General features: G+C 65.5%; 24 protein-coding genes. 4 read left to right on the forward strand and 20 right to left on the reverse strand.

All coding sequences use genetic code 11. From position 1 onward, the window contains the following. Positions 1-98 precede the first annotated feature (98 nt). A complete protein-coding gene (locus G6N47_RS24815) occupies positions 99-599 on the reverse strand; it encodes a DUF732 domain-containing protein (protein WP_083129658.1) in 501 nt (166 codons plus the stop codon). Positions 600-1,579: 980 nt separating this feature from the next. Between G6N47_RS24815 and G6N47_RS30385 the strand changes: the two genes are divergently transcribed. The 3 genes from G6N47_RS30385 (at position 1,580) to G6N47_RS24830 (ending at position 2,951) form a co-directional block, all read left to right on the forward strand. Beyond that, entirely contained in the window at positions 1,580-1,786 is a 207-nt protein-coding gene (locus tag G6N47_RS30385) for a DUF732 domain-containing protein (protein ID WP_372517488.1), read from the forward strand. A gap of 131 nt (positions 1,787-1,917) precedes the next feature. Then, positions 1,918-2,325, forward strand: a complete 408-nt coding sequence (locus G6N47_RS24825; RefSeq protein WP_139799285.1) for a hypothetical protein — start codon at positions 1,918-1,920, stop codon at positions 2,323-2,325. Further along, entirely contained in the window at positions 2,322-2,951 is a 630-nt protein-coding gene (locus tag G6N47_RS24830) for a hypothetical protein (protein WP_083129661.1), read from the forward strand. Before G6N47_RS24825 ends, G6N47_RS24830 begins: the two co-directional genes overlap by 4 nt. 195 nt (positions 2,952-3,146) lie before the next feature. On the opposite strand, the gene G6N47_RS30090 is transcribed toward G6N47_RS24830, so the two are convergent. The 19 genes from G6N47_RS30090 to G6N47_RS24920 all read right to left on the reverse strand — a co-directional run bounded on the left by G6N47_RS30090 (position 3,147) and on the right by G6N47_RS24920 (position 14,938). After that, entirely contained in the window at positions 3,147-4,232 is a 1,086-nt protein-coding gene (locus G6N47_RS30090) for a PPE family protein (RefSeq protein WP_163659736.1), read from the reverse strand. After that, a complete protein-coding gene (locus tag G6N47_RS24840; RefSeq protein WP_163659738.1) occupies positions 4,160-4,402 on the reverse strand; it encodes a DUF7427 family protein in 243 nt (80 codons plus the stop codon). The genes G6N47_RS30090 and G6N47_RS24840 overlap by 73 nt, the downstream gene beginning before the upstream one ends. A gap of 55 nt (positions 4,403-4,457) precedes the next feature. After that, positions 4,458-4,607: a hypothetical protein gene (locus tag G6N47_RS24845; RefSeq protein ID WP_163659477.1), complete on the reverse strand. Its 150-nt coding sequence runs from the start codon at positions 4,605-4,607 to the stop codon at positions 4,458-4,460. Positions 4,608-4,616: 9 nt separating this feature from the next. After that, positions 4,617-4,952, reverse strand: a complete 336-nt coding sequence (locus G6N47_RS24850) for a DUF2746 domain-containing protein (protein ID WP_083129664.1) — start codon at positions 4,950-4,952, stop codon at positions 4,617-4,619. Beyond that, complete coding sequence (locus G6N47_RS24855; RefSeq protein WP_083129665.1) at positions 4,952-5,179, reverse strand: hypothetical protein; 228 nt, start codon at positions 5,177-5,179, stop codon at positions 4,952-4,954. The genes G6N47_RS24850 and G6N47_RS24855 overlap by 1 nt, the downstream gene beginning before the upstream one ends. Next, entirely contained in the window at positions 5,157-6,197 is a 1,041-nt protein-coding gene (locus tag G6N47_RS24860) for a PE-PPE domain-containing protein (RefSeq protein WP_163659740.1), read from the reverse strand. Before G6N47_RS24860 ends, G6N47_RS24855 begins: the two co-directional genes overlap by 23 nt. After that, on the reverse strand, positions 6,194-6,529 hold the full coding sequence (locus tag G6N47_RS24865) for a hypothetical protein (protein ID WP_083129667.1): 336 nt from the start codon (positions 6,527-6,529) through the stop codon (positions 6,194-6,196). Before G6N47_RS24865 ends, G6N47_RS24860 begins: the two co-directional genes overlap by 4 nt. Beyond that, complete coding sequence (locus tag G6N47_RS29870) at positions 6,529-7,206, reverse strand: glycoside hydrolase family 25 domain-containing protein (protein WP_232080284.1); 678 nt, start codon at positions 7,204-7,206, stop codon at positions 6,529-6,531. Before G6N47_RS29870 ends, G6N47_RS24865 begins: the two co-directional genes overlap by 1 nt. Then, positions 7,097-7,744, reverse strand: coding sequence for a C40 family peptidase (locus G6N47_RS30225; RefSeq protein ID WP_163659742.1), 648 nt, complete (start codon positions 7,742-7,744; stop codon positions 7,097-7,099). The genes G6N47_RS29870 and G6N47_RS30225 overlap by 110 nt, the downstream gene beginning before the upstream one ends. Before the next feature lie 124 nt (positions 7,745-7,868). Then, entirely contained in the window at positions 7,869-8,618 is a 750-nt protein-coding gene (locus tag G6N47_RS24880) for a hypothetical protein (protein ID WP_232080285.1), read from the reverse strand. A 9-nt stretch (positions 8,619-8,627) separates the two neighbouring features. Further along, positions 8,628-8,885, reverse strand: a complete 258-nt coding sequence (locus tag G6N47_RS24885; protein ID WP_003921248.1) for a hypothetical protein — start codon at positions 8,883-8,885, stop codon at positions 8,628-8,630. After that, positions 8,885-9,433, reverse strand: coding sequence for a phospholipase D-like domain-containing protein (locus G6N47_RS24890; protein ID WP_083129670.1), 549 nt, complete (start codon positions 9,431-9,433; stop codon positions 8,885-8,887). Before G6N47_RS24890 ends, G6N47_RS24885 begins: the two co-directional genes overlap by 1 nt. A gap of 117 nt (positions 9,434-9,550) precedes the next feature. Further along, positions 9,551-9,979 carry a hypothetical protein gene (locus G6N47_RS24895; protein ID WP_083129671.1) on the reverse strand — a complete coding sequence of 143 codons (429 nt, stop codon included), beginning with the start codon at positions 9,977-9,979 and terminating at the stop codon, positions 9,551-9,553. Between the two features lie 71 nt (positions 9,980-10,050). Next, complete coding sequence (locus G6N47_RS30095) at positions 10,051-11,175, reverse strand: glycine-rich domain-containing protein (RefSeq protein ID WP_163659482.1); 1,125 nt, start codon at positions 11,173-11,175, stop codon at positions 10,051-10,053. Further along, entirely contained in the window at positions 11,172-12,842 is a 1,671-nt protein-coding gene (locus G6N47_RS24905; protein WP_456299304.1) for a glycine-rich domain-containing protein, read from the reverse strand. The genes G6N47_RS30095 and G6N47_RS24905 overlap by 4 nt, the downstream gene beginning before the upstream one ends. 74 nt (positions 12,843-12,916) lie before the next feature. After that, on the reverse strand, positions 12,917-13,534 hold the full coding sequence (locus tag G6N47_RS30465) for a hypothetical protein (RefSeq protein ID WP_456299302.1): 618 nt from the start codon (positions 13,532-13,534) through the stop codon (positions 12,917-12,919). Beyond that, a complete protein-coding gene (locus G6N47_RS24910; RefSeq protein ID WP_163659746.1) occupies positions 13,531-13,971 on the reverse strand; it encodes a hypothetical protein in 441 nt (146 codons plus the stop codon). The genes G6N47_RS30465 and G6N47_RS24910 overlap by 4 nt, the downstream gene beginning before the upstream one ends. After that, positions 13,878-14,630 (reverse strand): hypothetical protein, encoded by a 753-nt coding sequence (locus tag G6N47_RS24915; RefSeq protein WP_163659748.1) that lies wholly within the window; start codon positions 14,628-14,630, stop codon positions 13,878-13,880. The genes G6N47_RS24910 and G6N47_RS24915 overlap by 94 nt, the downstream gene beginning before the upstream one ends. Before the next feature lie 14 nt (positions 14,631-14,644). Continuing rightward, on the reverse strand, positions 14,645-14,938 hold the full coding sequence (locus tag G6N47_RS24920; protein WP_163659750.1) for a hypothetical protein: 294 nt from the start codon (positions 14,936-14,938) through the stop codon (positions 14,645-14,647). Positions 14,939-15,024: 86 nt separating this feature from the next. On the opposite strand from G6N47_RS24920, the gene G6N47_RS29895 reads away from it, so the two are divergent. Continuing rightward, positions 15,025-15,227, forward strand: a 203-nt coding sequence (locus G6N47_RS29895) for a hypothetical protein (RefSeq protein ID WP_232080286.1), incomplete at its 3' end; no start/stop codon positions are given.

Below are 15,227 nucleotides of genomic sequence, written 5' to 3' on the forward strand. Positions count from 1 at the left end.
CCGGCTACCCGGCGATGGCCCTTCAAGCAGCATTTGTAACTGTCGCAGCTCATCAGGTGTCAATTGACTCATGCCAGTTTGTCCCGAGAAGTAAGGAACTACTTCTCGAAATTGATGCAGCCTGGCTGCACCGCTAAGCCACCCGAGTAGGTGACAGGCCCGTACCAGTACGGTGCCTCCCCCATGGCACCGCCCATCTGCTTCATCAGCTTGCACTCAGCGTCAAGCCCCGCGTAGTAGCGGATAGCTATGATCACGACCTTCCCCGCTTCGTGAAAGTCCAGAGGATGGGCACCACGATTAAGAGACTGCTCCCCCACTACGCCCTGCAAGAGCTTGAACTGCTGATAAGTGGGTGCCCTGGCAAATGACTCCGCAACGAGCTTGCCGGTGTTTATCGCAAGTTCTGGCGATTCATACCACACGGGGACGTCCGGCTGATTTGGGCAACAGAGACCGCCGTGCCGCAGGGCGGCAAGGTACTGCTTGTCAGTGGCAGAAAATGGCTGGGCAGTAGCCACCGGTTGAGCCAGGGCGAGGCCAAATGCGGCACCCAATGCTGCCGCGGTGAGGGCAACCTGCGGCAGCTTTTGGATCATGGTGCTCCTTCTCCCATCTGGGCAACTCGCCGCCGGGTCAAGTCAGCGTGTACTGAAGTATGGCGGAATCTTCGCCGTTTTGATCGCCATATGTCTGTTTTTGTGTACTTTTACAGCTCCTAGGAGTGACCTGCCGCGGCGCGGTTCACGTAGGGAGGAGTCGGCCATGGCGGCCACTTATCTTGCAATCCGGCCGGTGCGCCAATGCCGATGGATCGCGCCGCGGCAGTCCTGGAACGGAGGGCGCTACGAAAAGCACCTTCGGCCGAAGGGCGATCATCGCTCGGTCCTGAACGCAGGTTTCCACTGCAGGGACGAAATCTCTAGGACACCGGAGCATAAAACCGGACCAATCGAGCCCGCGTTGCTGGACCGACGGTCGAGGCCGGAGATCGGCACGCGGGTACGGCCACCAACCCTAATGCCAGGCCGCCGTGGCCGTCGTGCTGCTGCTCGCGATGCTGACCGTGCAGGCTAATTAATTGGCCTTCGCGCCCAATTAGGATGCCTGCCTTCAAAATCAGGAGCCCAAGATGCATGTGGTTTCGAGAGCGGCCGTCGCTGCCGCAGCACTCACACTCGCAGGACCACTTCTGTGCGTCGCGGCGACCGGCCCGGCTCAGGCTGCGTGTTACAACCCCACTAGTGAATGGCCAGGTTGGACTGATGGCCCACCCCCTGGAATGCCGCCGTGCCAAATGGAAAAGGTTCTAGTCACCTGTGAGTGGGGACAAGCGTACGGCCCCATATGCCCCGGTGACTGTCGGCACGATCTTCAGGGCCGCGTACTCGATCCCCCCGATCCGGCGTGCAGAACAGAACAACGCTGGGTCTACATGTCGCCTGACGGCTCCTACATGGGACTCGTTCCGGGACAAAGCAATCTACCCCATGGCGACCTTCCCACATCGGCTCCCTCACCGCCTCAGGCTGCTGGCAGCACCAGAATCACGCCTGGGCAACGGCAGTTGGTCGACGATATGGCCAGCATCGGACTGCGGTGGGGCACCGATCAGCAGCTCATCAATGCTGGTGAGAGCACATGCGCCGAGATTCGTAATGGGCAGTCGCGTGCACGCAGCATACAAGTTGTATACAGGGCCCTAAAGAGGGTGACCCTGGATCAGGCCACGGCCGCAGTAGATTTCGCCATAAAAGACCTGTGCCCGGACGCGCCAGCGAGATGAAGTCATCTCCCTGAAACGCGCATGGGAGGCTGTGTCAATGGGGCCAAACTTCGACCCCCACAGGAGATTTGAACGTTTGTTGATGAAAGAAAAACTGGCCAAGCCTTGCGGTCCCGACCAGCACCTTCTTGGTGGAGCTGCCGGGAATCGAACCCGACGGGAATAGCCCCGAAACCGGCTCTGAGCTGCGGAAACACAATGATGTAAGGAGTGTGGACGGCATGCGGCGACCTGCGGAAACCCTCGAAGATGTGGACCGCGTCCACATCGACCTCCGGCGACCTAGAGACGCGTTAGATTCCCTCGCCGAGTTTGATTACGACGGATACGGCGAGGCGCTAAGAGCGCTCCACGACGCAGCCTACGAGTACGCCACCTGGGCGCTGTGGGATAGGCTGCCAGCAGGCGCACAGGGAGACATGAGCCAGAAGGCGAGGCAGGCACGTCGCGATATGGCACAGGCCGCAGCAGCGCGTTGGGTCGAGCTGTACCTACGGGTTCAGTCGATGAACGCACAGTACGAAGCGGGCGCGAAATGACCAGCCCAACCCAATCCGGCGCTTCCACGCCCGAGCCGGAAACCGCGGCCATCAGAACCACCGCGACTCCCGACCTTCCGCTGGCCTACAGCGACCTCGACGAGGACGATGAGGATCTGTGGAGCGACGCCGACGACCGGGCCTACGCGTGGGGAACCGTGAAGATCTTCGTGGGGCTGATGGCCGTCGCGGTTGCCGCAGCAGCGTGGATGGCAGGTGTCTGGTTGACGCGCCGCGACAACGCGCCGCGCTCGGCGCCCTCAACCCCGGCCGTTGCTGCTGCAGCTCCCTCGTATTCTCTCGCAGCTCCGGTGCCGACTTCCGCGCCCACACCAACTGTCGCGGCGCCCCCGCCTGTTGCCGAGCCGCCGCCGACGGTGACGGTCACCGAAACCCCAGCGGTGGCGCCCTCAGCTCCCACCCAACGGTTCGCGCCACCGCCGACCATCGGCAACGGCTGGACCGAAGGCCAACTCGCAACCTCAACATGCAACGTCCTCTGGGACGGCGGCACCAAAACCGACGCCATCCAATTCGTCCAACGCATCAGCGGATGGGGGCTCGACCAAGCCACCCGTTGGACGACTGAGGCGCTTGCCGCCCGCTGCCCGACCGCCGCCACGTGAAAAAAGAGGCCCGGTATGAAATTCGTTCTCGCTATCCTCGCCACGCTGACCCTGGTCTTCACCGCTCCGGCGCGGGCCGACGACCATCCCCCGATGGATTGCTCCCGCCGCGCCGGGCGGTAGTTTGCCGTCCAGGCCAACCACGTAAAAGCCTGGCCTCCATCGAGGAAGAATCCGTCGACCCATATGTCGCGGCTAGCCTCCTGCCGGGTGTCGCGGTGGCAGCACTTTTGACACGTGCCCGTACTCGGGGTCTTCGCGGACGCGCCGCTGTGCGCTTCTGCCGGCGCTGGTAACTGGGACGGCCGGCGGCACAGGGATTCCCGCCTGGTATCTCTGCGCGGCCGGTGTCGCTACCGACACGTTCGGCGCGCGTCCCTCGAGGTTCCAGGGCTGCGTCGTCCAGCTCGGCGACGAGAACCTGCCGAGCGTCGACGCGCCACCCATGTTGGCCGTTACTTGGGTCGACACGAACGGTGTCGCACTGCTGACGCTGACAGGCTGCGGTGTCGCGACAGCGGGCCTGGTCGTCGCGGAGCTGACGGCCGCCCCCATCGCCGTGTAGGCGATGAAGTTTCCGAAGAGCTGGGCGATGTTGATCGGGTAGCCGCCGCTCACGGACTGCTCGAGGTACTGGCCGAGGAGGGTGCTGCTGTCGAGCCCGAGGATCGGAACGCCGTTCGGGTTGAGGATGCCGTCGATCTGGCTGATGATCGACCCGACACCGCCATTGGTGGTCTGGTTGGGCTGCGGGTTGGCGGTTTGCGGTGCGGGCGTGAACGGCGTAATCGCCGACGTCGCAGCCGATGACGTCGCCTGGTACTGAACCATCGCGGCGGCGTCCTGCGCCCACATTTCGGCGTACTGCGCCTCGGTGGCCATGATCGCCGGGGTGTTCTGGCCGAGCAGGTTGGTCGCAACCAGTGCGGCGAGCTGTGCACGGTTCTCGGCGATCACGGGAGGCGGCACGGTCGCGGCGAACGCCGCCTCGTAGGCTTCCACAGCGGCAAGTGCCTGTGCGCCGATCTGCCGCGTCTGCTGCGCGGTCGCTTCCATCCATGCGATATATGGCTGTACCGCTGCGGCCATGTCCTGACTCGACGGGCCCAGCCACGCGCCGCTGACGAGTCCGGTGACGGCGGCGCGGTAACCGTTGGCCGCCGCTTCCAGCTCAGCACCCAGCGTCTCCCACGCCTGTGCCGCAGCGATTAGCGAGCCCGGGCCCGGGCCGGCGTACATGCGGGCCGAGTTGATCTCAGGTGGAAGCGCAGCGAAGTCCATCGAAACCCCTCCCCGACCAGATGTATCGGGTCGACGGCGTGGGGCAGCCGGCCGATCAGGTGCAGCACCACCGTGCCGATCACCCAATAGGTGAGCAGCGGATGCGTTTTGGCGTAGCGGCGGCTGGCGTCCGACAACATCTCATCGGGCGGGCACAGCGCATCCCACACCCGACAGCCGCCGCCAGCGCAGCACCCAGCACGATCCACGCCTTATCGGACGGTCTCACCTGAATCCTTGGCTGTAACGGTCGAGCAGCCTGTCAAGCATCGACTGCCATGTCCATTCGCGCTCGATCTCGCCTTGATCCCGCGCGGCGCGTAGTTGCGCCAGCGCGGTGGTGATCTGCTCAGTCAGCGGCGACCGCGCCTGCATGAGGTCACGTCACATCTGTTCGGGGTGGCGGCGTTTCGCCGTTTCGATGCGCCGCTCGAGGTCGAGCCGTGCTTCGCGCTCGTCACGCAGCTCGCCGCGGACACCGCCGATGTCCTGGCGGATGCCGCGCATATCGCGGCGCACGTCATCGAAACCGGCGCGGACCTCGGCCCGGAACTCGTCCAGATCTTCCCGCAGGTTCGAGTCGTGACCGTTGACGAGCTGGTCGCGGATGCCGCCGACTGCGCGTGCATGGTTGCGACTGTCGATCCATGCTTTTCCCCAGCCGCCGACCGTGATGACGACGAGCCCGGCCAGCCCGATCAGGGTGGTCGGCTCGCCCATCAGGAGGCGAACTGGTCGAGGTCGTCGATCAGCGGCTCTGCGGTCTTGATGAAGCCCGCCACAGCGGCAATCACCGCCAAGCCGCTGCTGATCGCGCCGGCCCACGTCTCGGGAAGGATGCCGGCGAACTCATGCAGCGCGTAGGTACCGACAGAGCCAGTGGCGGCCAGGACCGCGACCGCGGCCTGCGCTGCCTTGGACGGCTTAAACGGGAGTTTGATACTCATCTTCGATGACCTTTCGGGGTTTAGGCCGCCGCGCTGTGAGTGTTGCGATGTTGTGCAGGAAACCCACGGCGTTGGCGACAAGGTTTGAGTAGCCGCCGATCTCGCCGACGTAGCTGATGTGCGGTGCGGTTGGGCCGCCGGGCGCAGCCAGGAAGTCGATGCCCTGCAGCGCGGCCTCGACGGCGGCCTGGGTGCCGGTGGCGTTGGCCTGCGGCCCGCTGATCAACCCGATCAGCAGTCCCTCGAGCGCGCCCAGTCCGGCGGCCGCCAGCCCGGCGATGCCGCCGGTGAACGCCGGGATCAGACCGAGATCTTTGACGGCCATGACCAGTGCGTTGACAATGTCGGTGGTCAGTGCGCCGAGGTCGTTGAACTGCAGGCCGGTGGCCACGGTGTAGACGTCGGTCATGTCCTGCCCGACTTGGCCGTTGGGGACGCTCGCGTACATGTCGAGGCCGGCGTCGCCATTGGCCGGGCTATGCACGTAGTCGGCCCACACGACCTGCCCGTCGCGCATCGGCAGCTCGGTCATGTTCAGCGACGAGATGCCGTGCCCCCCTGGGTCGGCGATACCTGGGGCGTAGAAACCGGCTCCGCGGCACGGGTTTCCGAACGTGTAGCCGCCCACGAAATTCGGGGCGTACTGCGCGAGAGGGCCGTCCATGATGTCGATCGCGACGCGTGACACCACCTCGGCGCCTTGGCTGTAGCCTCCGAGGACGAACGTCTGCAACGGGTTGGCGGCGAGCCATTCCGCGATCCAGTTGTAGCCGTCAGCGACCGACTGCTGGTAGCTCGGCGACGAGGCCGAACCGCCCACCGGGCCGAACGACGCCGGGTAGGGCACCGCAACCTCGTAGCACAACCCGTCATCGACGTAGGTGTTTAGCCCGGCGACCACCATCGACGGGTACTGGGTGCCCGGCGCCGACTCCCACGTGCCGCCCACGGTGAGCACAGCGTGCCGGACCTTCACAACACCGGAGATGCCGGCCTGCAGGTCCGCCCACCCGGTCATTTCGCGCTCGTCGGAAGACCGTTGGCTTTGCGCCACTGGATCGCGAATTCCATCAACTCGATCAGCACGTCCCCGGAGTCGCGTTCGATGCCGTCGGAGAAGACGTGCGTCCACGCGATCTGCTCGGCGACGGTGACCTGCTGCTCGAACGCGTCATAGGTGCCCTGATAGCTCTGACCGTTGTGGGTAGAGTTCCAGGGGCCGCGCGCCGGGTCGTTGACGATATCGCCGATGTTGCGAGGATGCCGCGCCAGCACGTTGCGCCACGGCATCGGTGTCCCATCGACTTTCACCCCAGAGACGTCGGCCTGCAAGCTGTTGGCGTCACTCATCATTGCTTCCCTTCGATAGAGTTCTTGACCGACGCGAGCGCGTCGACCGGCGTGAGGTTTTGGCCTTGCGCGTTTTGGCCGAGCTGAGGCCAGCCTTGACCGTTGGGTCCGCGCAGCTGGTCCCAGATCTCGCGGGTTTTCTGTAGCAATTCGGTTTGTTCGTCGTCGGTTAGTGCCATGAACAGCCCTCCTCCTAGTAGTGTTTGCAGGTCGCTGATCGACCCTCGGAATGCGTTGGCGTCCACGGACATTCCCGCAACCAGCGCGGCGTCGGTGAATTGCCAAATGACGGGGGTGGCGCCGCCGTAGCCGGTCCAGCCTTGGCCGTTGTCGCCGCCCGCGTCGGCGTATTCGGTGCTGGCGTAGTTGCCCTCTTCGTAGTAGGCCGACGACACCAGCCCGACCACACCGGACAGGTCGGGGGAGCCGATCTGTTGCCAATACCAGTGCGGTATATAGGACAGCCGCATGTTGACACCCGCCGCGACGAACGCGTTCCACACGGCCCAAAAGTTGGTGATGTCACCGGAGTTGGCTTCGAAGTCGAGCATGCACGGCGCCGCCCCGTTACTCGGGTCGTTCGAGAGGTATTTCTGCGCCTGCTGGGCCGGGTCGTCGGTGGTGACGTAGTGGTAGGCGACGACGATGTTGCCGGTCTGCTGCGCCCACTGCCACACGGTGGGCCAGTAGGGTCCGCGTAGTAGTTGCCTTCGGAGCATTTGTGTTCGATCCACGAAAGCCCTCGGCGATGATCTCGTTGAGGGTCGGCACGATCGACGCGGGCGGCGCACCGCCCCAGTTGTTGTTGGACAGGTCAACACCGAACAGAGTCATGGTTTCCCTCGTCAGGTATCTGCGTGCGTTGTGGAATGGGCCGGCCTGCTCGAGCGGTACTTCTTGCACTGGCCTGCCGTAGGTGGATGCTTGGATGACGTTGCCGCCGCCGGTGTAGAGGGCGGCGTGGCTGGCGTCGGGGTAGAAGGTGACGACGTCGCCGGGCTGCAGATCGTTGCGGTCGACGGGCTGGCCGCCGATGGCTTGCTGCTGGCTGGTGCGCGGCACGGTGATGCCGATCTGGGCGTAGGCCCAGAAGATCAGCCCGGAGCAGTCGAACGCGTCTGGGCCGGCCGCGCCCCACGCATAGGGTTTTCCGAGCGCGGTGCGGGCGACGTCGACGACCTGGGTCGCTGCGTCAGCTGCGGCCGTCGGCGCCATCAGCAACAGGGATGCGGCGGCGATGAGCGTGGCAAGCCATCGGCTCACGCCGCCGGTTCGGGTGCCGGATCGTCGGCGTCCTTGCGGGAGCGCCGCCGCGGCGGTGTCAGCACGGGCCCGGTGTTCAGTTGCGCGAGATCGCGTGCGAGCTTGTTGAAGTCGACGCCCGCGGGCTCTTGCCGCCGGTGAACATTTCCTCGGTGAGCGCGACCACGGCAACCGTGTTGAGAGTGGAATAGAACGGGGACGTGATGCCGCCCTCGGCGCCCCATGTGGGCAGCTGCGCAGTGTGGCGGTCGGAGGCGCCCCAGATCGGAATGTAGTGGCCGCCTTCGATGCTGTGGCGCCCGGCGATCAGGTGCCACGGCAGCCCGGCCTCGAACTGCGCCTCGGCGTAGTCGGGAACCTGGACACCGATACCGACCATCTCGAACAGGCTCAAAGCGATCAGCATCTCGTCCCAATCACCCGGTGTCAGGCCGGCGTAGGCGACGATCTTGTGCCGGTTGCCGTCCGCGTCCACGATGCCAGTGTTCTGCCGGAACTCGTAGAGTTCGTGGACGTCGGTGCCTTGGTCGCTGCCGGGATCGGCGGGGCTGTATCCGGTGATCTCCGAGTAGTTCTGCACCGCGGTGTCGTCGGTGAAGTTGACGGTGACACCGCGCAGCGCGTTCGCCAGCCGGATCTCCTCGATGCTTCCTGCGATAGCGCAGTCGCCGAGCTGGTCGTTCATGAACATGTGCGGCTCAATCAAACCGGCGTGGCCGAGCGGGAACTTCAGCGAATCAACGCTTGGCAGGTCGCTGGTGTAGTAGTCGCACAGCCGGACTCGCGGATGGGTGTGGACGGGCTTCAATCCGAGCTTGTATTTCACGGCGGTCTCCTATGCTTGCTCGAGTGCTTCGCCGAGCTCGGCGAGCGCTTTGTTGTGGCGGTTGTGGGCCAGGACGTGCCCGGCGGCGACGATGGCGGCGATCGGCCACTCGATCAGCTCGAGCGCTGCCAGCGCAGCCACACCGCCGTAGTAGGCCAGCTGGTCGAGCTCCGGCACCGGCACCGTGCCGAACAGCGGAAGCGCAATAGTGGGGCGGTGTTTGGCGGCCACCTGTTTGACCGCGGTTGCTTTCTTGGGTGCGGGCATCAGTAACCTTTCTGTTTGCCGAGCATGTTGGCGTGGATGGCGTCGATGCGGCCCCGGGCCTCGGCGGCGACGTAGGGGTCGGCGGTGACGCTCATTTCGTTGTCCTGCAAGCGTTCGCCCGCGTCGCTCCAGTTGGTTGAGCCCTGAACCACCCAAAGGTTGTCGACCACAACCATTTTCATGTGCATGATGCGGCCGTGTTCGCTTCGTCCGATAGCGATCGACGACGCCGGATAGTCCTGCTCGGCGAGCAGCTGGCGTTCGTGGACGCCGCCGGCCTGCGAGCTGTCCAGGGTGAGCTGCACGTAGCAGTGCTCTTGAACGAGCTTGCTGCGCAGTATTTCTGCGAGCTGCGGGTCGTCAAATCCGTACATGGCGACAACCAGGGAGTGCTGGGCGCTGTTGAGCAGATAGCACAATGCGCCGTGCACGTCGTCGACCGGGGCGTAGAGGGTGCGCCGGTGCTCGGGATAGCCGGGCGGCAGCGGTTGGGTGCGGTATTTGTCGAGCACCGACAGGCTGTAGAGAGGGTGAGCGCGGGTGCTCATTTGTTGTCCTTGTGGCCGTGATGGATGGCGCGGCCGACGTATTCGAGGATGGCGCCGATGGCAGCTGAGGCGAGGCCGCCGGTCGCGAAGGCGGTCAGCCAGCCGGTTGCGCTCATGTCAGGCGGGTGTGATGACGCCGATGCCGGCTGCCGACCAGTTCACCGCGAACACGCCGTTGGACGGGGACTGCACCCCGCCGAAGTCGACCCAGCCGATCAGCGGATCGGTTGCGGCTGAGCCGGTTTGGGCGTCGTAGAGCACTGCCTTGTACGCGGAGAATGTGGCGTTGGACCATTGCGCGTTGGCGCCGGTGAAATCCCAACCTGCTGTGGTGATTGCGATCGACCCGATCACCACACCCCCGGCGGTGTAGCCGGGGCCGCTGATCTCATACGCCTGCGGCGTCGACCAGAACTGGTCGGCGGCTTGGTTGGGTGTGTAGCCGGAGCCGACGAGCGCCAGCTTGAGTGTGTCCGATGTCAGGTTGATCTTTCCCTGCGCCAGCGCAGTGAAGAAGCTGTTGTAGAAGTGAGCGGTTACGGCCATGCTGATGAAGCCGCCTTTCTGCGGACGTGTTGTGCGGGAGGGGTTTTCGTTTGAGAGCCGCTGTCAGCGGGCTAGTTCCATTCGATGAGCGTGTAGCCGCCGCCGCCGGAGCCACCGGCGTACCAATTGGCGCCGACGCCGCCACCGCCGCCGCCACCGCCGCCGCCGTACAGGCCGCCGTTACCGCCGGTGCCGTTGCAGCCGCCGCCGCCGCCTGCGCCTCCGTTACCGGCGGCCGCGTTGGCTGGTGTCGCGCCGCTGCTACTGCTGCCCGAACCGCCGGTCACGGTCTTCGAGCTGCCGCCATTGCCGCCAGAGCCGAAGGCGCCCTCGCCGCCACCGCCACCACCGCAGCCGACGTTGTTGGTGGTGTCGCTGGTTCCGGCGCCTCCGTAAGTGGTGCTGCCCGAGCCGCCGGCGGTTCCGGTGTGTGTGGTCGCAGAAACCCCGGTCGCCGACGATGTGCCGCCAGCGCCGGCAGTGCCGCCGGTTGAGCCGCCGTGGCCGCCCCCGGCCGACAGCGCGACGCCGCCCGAGGTGAACGTCGACGCGGTGCCGTTGCCACCTGACGACGCCCCTCCGGCACCCACTCCGACCGAGTACGTGGAGCCCAGGGCAGCGACAGGGATCCATACCCGATCGATACGGCCGCCGCCACCGCCGCCCCCGCCGCCGCCGGACAGGCCGCCGTTACCGCCTGCACCGCCGCCGCCGATCAGCGTCACGTAGCAGCCTTTGGTGCCGGCCGGGACGGGCTGGTTGGTGCGCGCAGTGTTGGTCTCGTTGAACGGCGTGAACGACGAGACGGTCGCGGTGGGCGCCGGCATGGAGGCGGCCGCGGCCATCGCTGGGGCGGCGAGGTTGACGCCGCTCGATACCGCCGGTGCGGGCATGGAGGCGGCCGCCGACATCGCGGGTGGTGTGATCGTGCCGCTCGTTGAGAGGGCCGGCGCAGGCATGGTTGCGGTGGCGGCCATCGCCGGGGCCGGCACGATGACCCCCACCGTGGGTGCGGGCATCGTTGCGACGGCCTGCATTCCGGGAACCACCATCATGATGGAGTCCTGAATGCTGGGCGCGGGCATCTTCGCGATCGCCGACATGGCCGGGACGGTGACTGCTGCGTCGATCACCGGCCACCAGCCCGTCGACGAGGGCGGTGCAGACCAAACACTGTCCCCGAACGGCAGCGTCATGACTGGTACGCCCTAATCCATGCTTGGCCATCAGCGCCCGCGCCGCCGAACGAATACGGCGCCGCACCGCCGCCACCACCCCGGCGCGCTGCCGGCGAAGCTTTCGTTCGCCGTGCCCCGCCGTAATAGATGACGCCGTTGTAGGTTTCGTTTCCGGGTGAGGCGCCGTATTGACTGGTTGGGATGCCCGATCCCCCTGCGCCGCCGGGACAGGTCAGTGTGTGCTGGGTGCCGCCAGGGTCGGTCCACTGGAATGTGGTCGCGGTGCCTGGAAGTCCGGCGGTGAAGTATTGAATCTGCTGCGGCCCACCGGCACCCACGGTGACGGTGATCGTGCCGCCGGGCGCAATATCGGTTCCGACAACCAGGGTTCCCACGTTCCAGCTGCCGGCCGAACCGCCCTGCCCTCCGCTGTAGCCTTGCTCGCCCTGGCCGGCGCCGCCGCCGCCGACGCCGGCAAGGTCGAGCTTGTTGCCCGCAACCATCCAAGGCGGCAGCGTGAAGGTGTATTGGCCGGCCGCGGTGTAGGTGCTCGTTACGGGTGGCTGGTAGTTCGGCGGTATGTTGCTCACCCCGAGCCCGACGTATGGGGTGTTGCCGGTGTAGGTGATGCCGCTCGATAGCGCGGTGGGCCCGCTGGATCCGGTGTTGCGGGTGAAGCCGGTCTGTTTCGTGTTCGCGCTCGGGTGGTTGGTTTGCCAAGATTGGCCCAGCCCGGCGATGTACACGGTGCCGGAGCCGACGACCTGGTATTCGACCAGGATGACATCGCCTGGGTTGACCGGGATTTCGTCTGCGTAGGGGAAGGTGTAGACGTTCCACTGCCCGGTCGTCGACAGGTTGGTGTGCAGGTCGCCGGAGCTGAACAGCGGCGTGATGTTGCCGGAGCTGTCCATCTTGGCGAAGTTCAGGTAGAACGCTGTGACGGTGCCGGAGTAGTAGCCCCACCACTGGTGAAAGCCGAGGGTTTTCGCCTGGCTGGCGCGCAGAAAGCCGCCGGCCGACGCGGATTGGGTCGCCGTCACCGTCGAGGGAGCCGAACCGGAGCCCAGCGATTGCAGGCTCATGTTGGACTCGACGGTTTCCTCAAGGCCGGCCGAGACCGCCCGGTTGTCCTGAATGCCGAGCGTGTTGGTGGCGTTCTGCGCCAACGTCATCGCGTTGACGGTGACGTGCGCGGTGCTCTGCACCGCCTGCGTCACCGTCGACAGCGGGTTGCCGCTGCTCGACACCCCCGACAGATTGAGCGCGTTCGCCAGTGTGGTGGCGAGGTTGTCCCACGTGTTTTGGATCGTCGAGCCGATGTCTTCGATGCCCTGAATCCCGTTGATGGCGGACGCGGGAACGCCGGACAGCAGATTCGAGGGGATCGTGTTGACCTTCTTCACCGAGCCGTCGTCGAACCACACCTGCCCCGCAGTCGCAATCGCGTCCACCAGGGGGCGCAGAAAGACCGTGTCAACGCTGCCGTCAATCGGGACGGTGAAGGTTTGCGAAAGCTGCTGCCACACCGACTGGCTCGCTGGCGGGTTGGTGAACTCGGCCAGCACGACCGATGACACGCGTTGCGGCACCTGCATACCGGCGAACTTGTACTGCAGCACCTCCAGCCGGATTGGGTTGGTTCCGGTGTAGACGAGACCGGCCCACTTCGCCCAGATCGACATGGCGAGCTGCTCGCCGGGCGTGACCGGGATCGGGTTGCCGACATCGGAGTAGAGGTATGCGCCGTCGGGTTGGATCAGCAGCGAACCGGGGTTGGTGCGCCCGGTGGTGCCGTCCCAGGTGATCTGCGGGGCGCGCGCCGACACCGACGCCGCGGTGTCGAAGCCGGGCGCCCACAGCAGTTCGGGGTTGATGTCGACGATGTGCGCGCCCGCGAGCACAACACCGGTTGCGGGCGCAGCTGGCCGGCGATGTTCAATCCGGGGATGGCCTGCAGCGCGTTAGCGAAGTCCCCGAACGGGTTTCCGGTCGACAAGCCTTGCAGCGAGTTGACCAGCTGGTTGATCGCGTCTTTGCCTTGCGACAGGATCTGCGACACCGGGTTGTTGGTGCCGGAGCCGCCGAACAACTGGACCACGTTGTCGATGGCCTGCTGCACATCGGTTGCGGCGCCGTTGATGTCGGACTGCAAGGTGTTCGACCACGACGACAGCTGCGCGAGCACACCGCTGAGGTTTTGGCCGGTGACCACGCCGATCAACGCTTGGACAACCCAGCGCAGGAATCCCAGGACGAGCTGTTGGCCGATGGCCTCGATCTGCTGCGGCGTGAACGCCGGTGTGTTGAGGCTCGAGCCGGGCGCGTAGTGGACGCTTGGGTTGGGTGTCGTCCATGAGGGGGCCGGGTTGGTCATGACGCGACGGGTATAGCCCAGACGGTGAAGCGGCAGCGGCCGGTCGAATACTCGTCGTTGGTCGACGCCTGATCCTCGGCGTTGAGGAAGATCGTCGCCTCAGTGTTGGCTGGCACCTTCCCGTAACCGCTGGCGAACAGGCCGGTGCCCTCGGGGCCGATCACCGGCGGCGGCGGCGTCGCGCCCAACGTGCCGAAGCCGCGGCCGATCTCGGTGCCCGTCTGGGTGTTGTTGCCCGTGGCGTTCAGCCGCGCAACCAAATCAACCTGCGTGTTAGCGGTGCCGGAGACTTCGCAGGACGCGAACACGATCGGCACATATGCGGTCGGGCGCCCCTGGATCGTCAGTGTCCCGAGCGTGCGGATCTCCCGGCGGACGGCCCGGTTGTCGGGATGCCGGTCACGTTGTACACGGCCGCGAAGGGGATCGGCTGCCATTGCGCCTTGGTGTTGGTGGCGTCGTAGCCGATCATGTAGCCCGCCAGCGGTGTGCCCTCAAGGTCGACGGGCTGCGGGTTGATCAGCGTGTTGGGCGGGCGCGCCCGGCTGGCCTGCGGGATACCGAAAGCCAGCGCGTAGTGCGACGATTGGCCCGGGCCACCAGGCGACAGCGGAGTAATCTCCACCGTCGCCGGGGAGCCGGGCGAGAGCGTGGCAGCCGACGCTGAATCGAACAGCGCGGGCTCGCCCGGGGGCCCGTCGAACACCGGCGGCACGTTCACCACAGCCCCGTTGGGCCCGAACACGCACACCGCGGTTTGTGTTTCACCGGGGTTGAGGCCGCCCGGGAACAGGGTTGGCCCGTTGTAGAGCGCCGCACCGGCCGGGTATCCCTCCGGGTTGAATGTCCACTCCCCCACCGGGTAGCTCACGCCGCTGGCGGTAATGTCATAGTCAACCAGCAGCACCGCGCCGCTCGCGGGCGCGTTGGTGAACGTCAGCGTCGACGCGGCCGACTCGGTGTAATCGACGCCGAGGTGCAGCCGCTCGCCGTTCTCGTAAACCCGCGTGCTGCCAGTCACATACGGCTGGCTTGTCGCGAACACCTTGTTGGTGCCATTCACCGCACCAGAGGGTGTCTCACCGTAGATGCTCAACGTATTTCAGCTCCTTAGCTGTTCGGGGGGGCCAGCAGCGCGAGCATGGCGTCTTCTTCGAGGCCGACGATCTTGCGCTGAATGATCGTCATCGGGGCCTCTTCACGCCTGCCGTCGCCGACCTGGACGTCGATGCGGCCGCGCACCTGCACGTTGTCGGTGACCTTGATCTCGTCGAGATAATCCGTGTAGAGGGTGTTGCGGCGGATGATCGACGCCAGCGTGGCCGGGAAAACGTCTTTCCTAAGCGCCAGGGCATTCCGTTGTAGAACGTGAACTGCGCGGCCGGGTAACCGGCCGTGTCCCACGACGCGGATATGGCGGCAAAGAGGGTGTCGATGTCGTAGGTCGACTGCGTCGGGAAGAACCGCTCCGGAAACCCATACGGACCGAGTTGCACACGGCGGTCGAAGAATTCGAACAGTTCGAACGCCAGGAAGGCGTTGTCCAGGATGCCATCCAGCAGCGTGTTCGAGATGCCGGTAATGCCGATCGTCATCATCAGCAGATCGACCAGCCACTCCAAGGTGGCGTTCATAGCGTCGTTGAGTCAGGTTTGCCCTCGGGCTTGTCCCCCTCGGTTTCCCAAGGGGACAA

Source organism: Mycobacterium branderi, assembly GCF_010728725.1.
Classification (GTDB): Bacteria; Actinomycetota; Actinomycetes; order Mycobacteriales; family Mycobacteriaceae; genus Mycobacterium; species Mycobacterium branderi.

Coding starts and splice junctions, on each gene's coding strand:
- G6N47_RS24890 (WP_083129670.1), bottom strand. CDS start 9,433: ATGAGCACCCGCGCTCACCCTCTCTACAGCCTGTCGGTGCTCGACAAA.
- G6N47_RS24895 (WP_083129671.1), bottom strand. CDS start 9,979: ATGGCCGTAACCGCTCACTTCTACAACAGCTTCTTCACTGCGCTGGCG.
- G6N47_RS30090 (WP_163659736.1), bottom strand. CDS start 4,232: ATGGACTTCGCTGCGCTTCCACCTGAGATCAACTCGGCCCGCATGTAC.
- G6N47_RS24885 (WP_003921248.1), bottom strand. CDS start 8,885: ATGCCCGCACCCAAGAAAGCAACCGCGGTCAAACAGGTGGCCGCCAAA.
- G6N47_RS24855 (WP_083129665.1), bottom strand. CDS start 5,179: ATGAGTATCAAACTCCCGTTTAAGCCGTCCAAGGCAGCGCAGGCCGCG.
- G6N47_RS24905 (WP_456299304.1), bottom strand. CDS start 12,842: ATGTCGATCTGGGCGAAGTGGGCCGGTCTCGTCTACACCGGAACCAAC.
- G6N47_RS24865 (WP_083129667.1), bottom strand. CDS start 6,529: ATGAGTGACGCCAACAGCTTGCAGGCCGACGTCTCTGGGGTGAAAGTC.
- G6N47_RS24845 (WP_163659477.1), bottom strand. CDS start 4,607: ATGCAGGCGCGGTCGCCGCTGACTGAGCAGATCACCACCGCGCTGGCG.
- G6N47_RS30095 (WP_163659482.1), bottom strand. CDS start 11,175: ATGACGCTGCCGTTCGGGGACAGTGTTTGGTCTGCACCGCCCTCGTCG.
- G6N47_RS30465 (WP_456299302.1), bottom strand. CDS start 13,534: ATGACCAACCCGGCCCCCTCATGGACGACACCCAACCCAAGCGTCCAC.
- G6N47_RS24850 (WP_083129664.1), bottom strand. CDS start 4,952: ATGGGCGAGCCGACCACCCTGATCGGGCTGGCCGGGCTCGTCGTCATC.
- G6N47_RS30385 (WP_372517488.1), top strand. CDS start 1,580: ATGGCCAGCATCGGACTGCGGTGGGGCACCGATCAGCAGCTCATCAAT.
- G6N47_RS24910 (WP_163659746.1), bottom strand. CDS start 13,971: ATGGCAGCCGATCCCCTTCGCGGCCGTGTACAACGTGACCGGCATCCC.
- G6N47_RS30225 (WP_163659742.1), bottom strand. CDS start 7,744: ATGGCGCCGACGGCCGCAGCTGACGCAGCGACCCAGGTCGTCGACGTC.
- G6N47_RS24860 (WP_163659740.1), bottom strand. CDS start 6,197: ATGACCGGGTGGGCGGACCTGCAGGCCGGCATCTCCGGTGTTGTGAAG.
- G6N47_RS24815 (WP_083129658.1), bottom strand. CDS start 599: ATGATCCAAAAGCTGCCGCAGGTTGCCCTCACCGCGGCAGCATTGGGT.
- G6N47_RS24830 (WP_083129661.1), top strand. CDS start 2,322: ATGACCAGCCCAACCCAATCCGGCGCTTCCACGCCCGAGCCGGAAACC.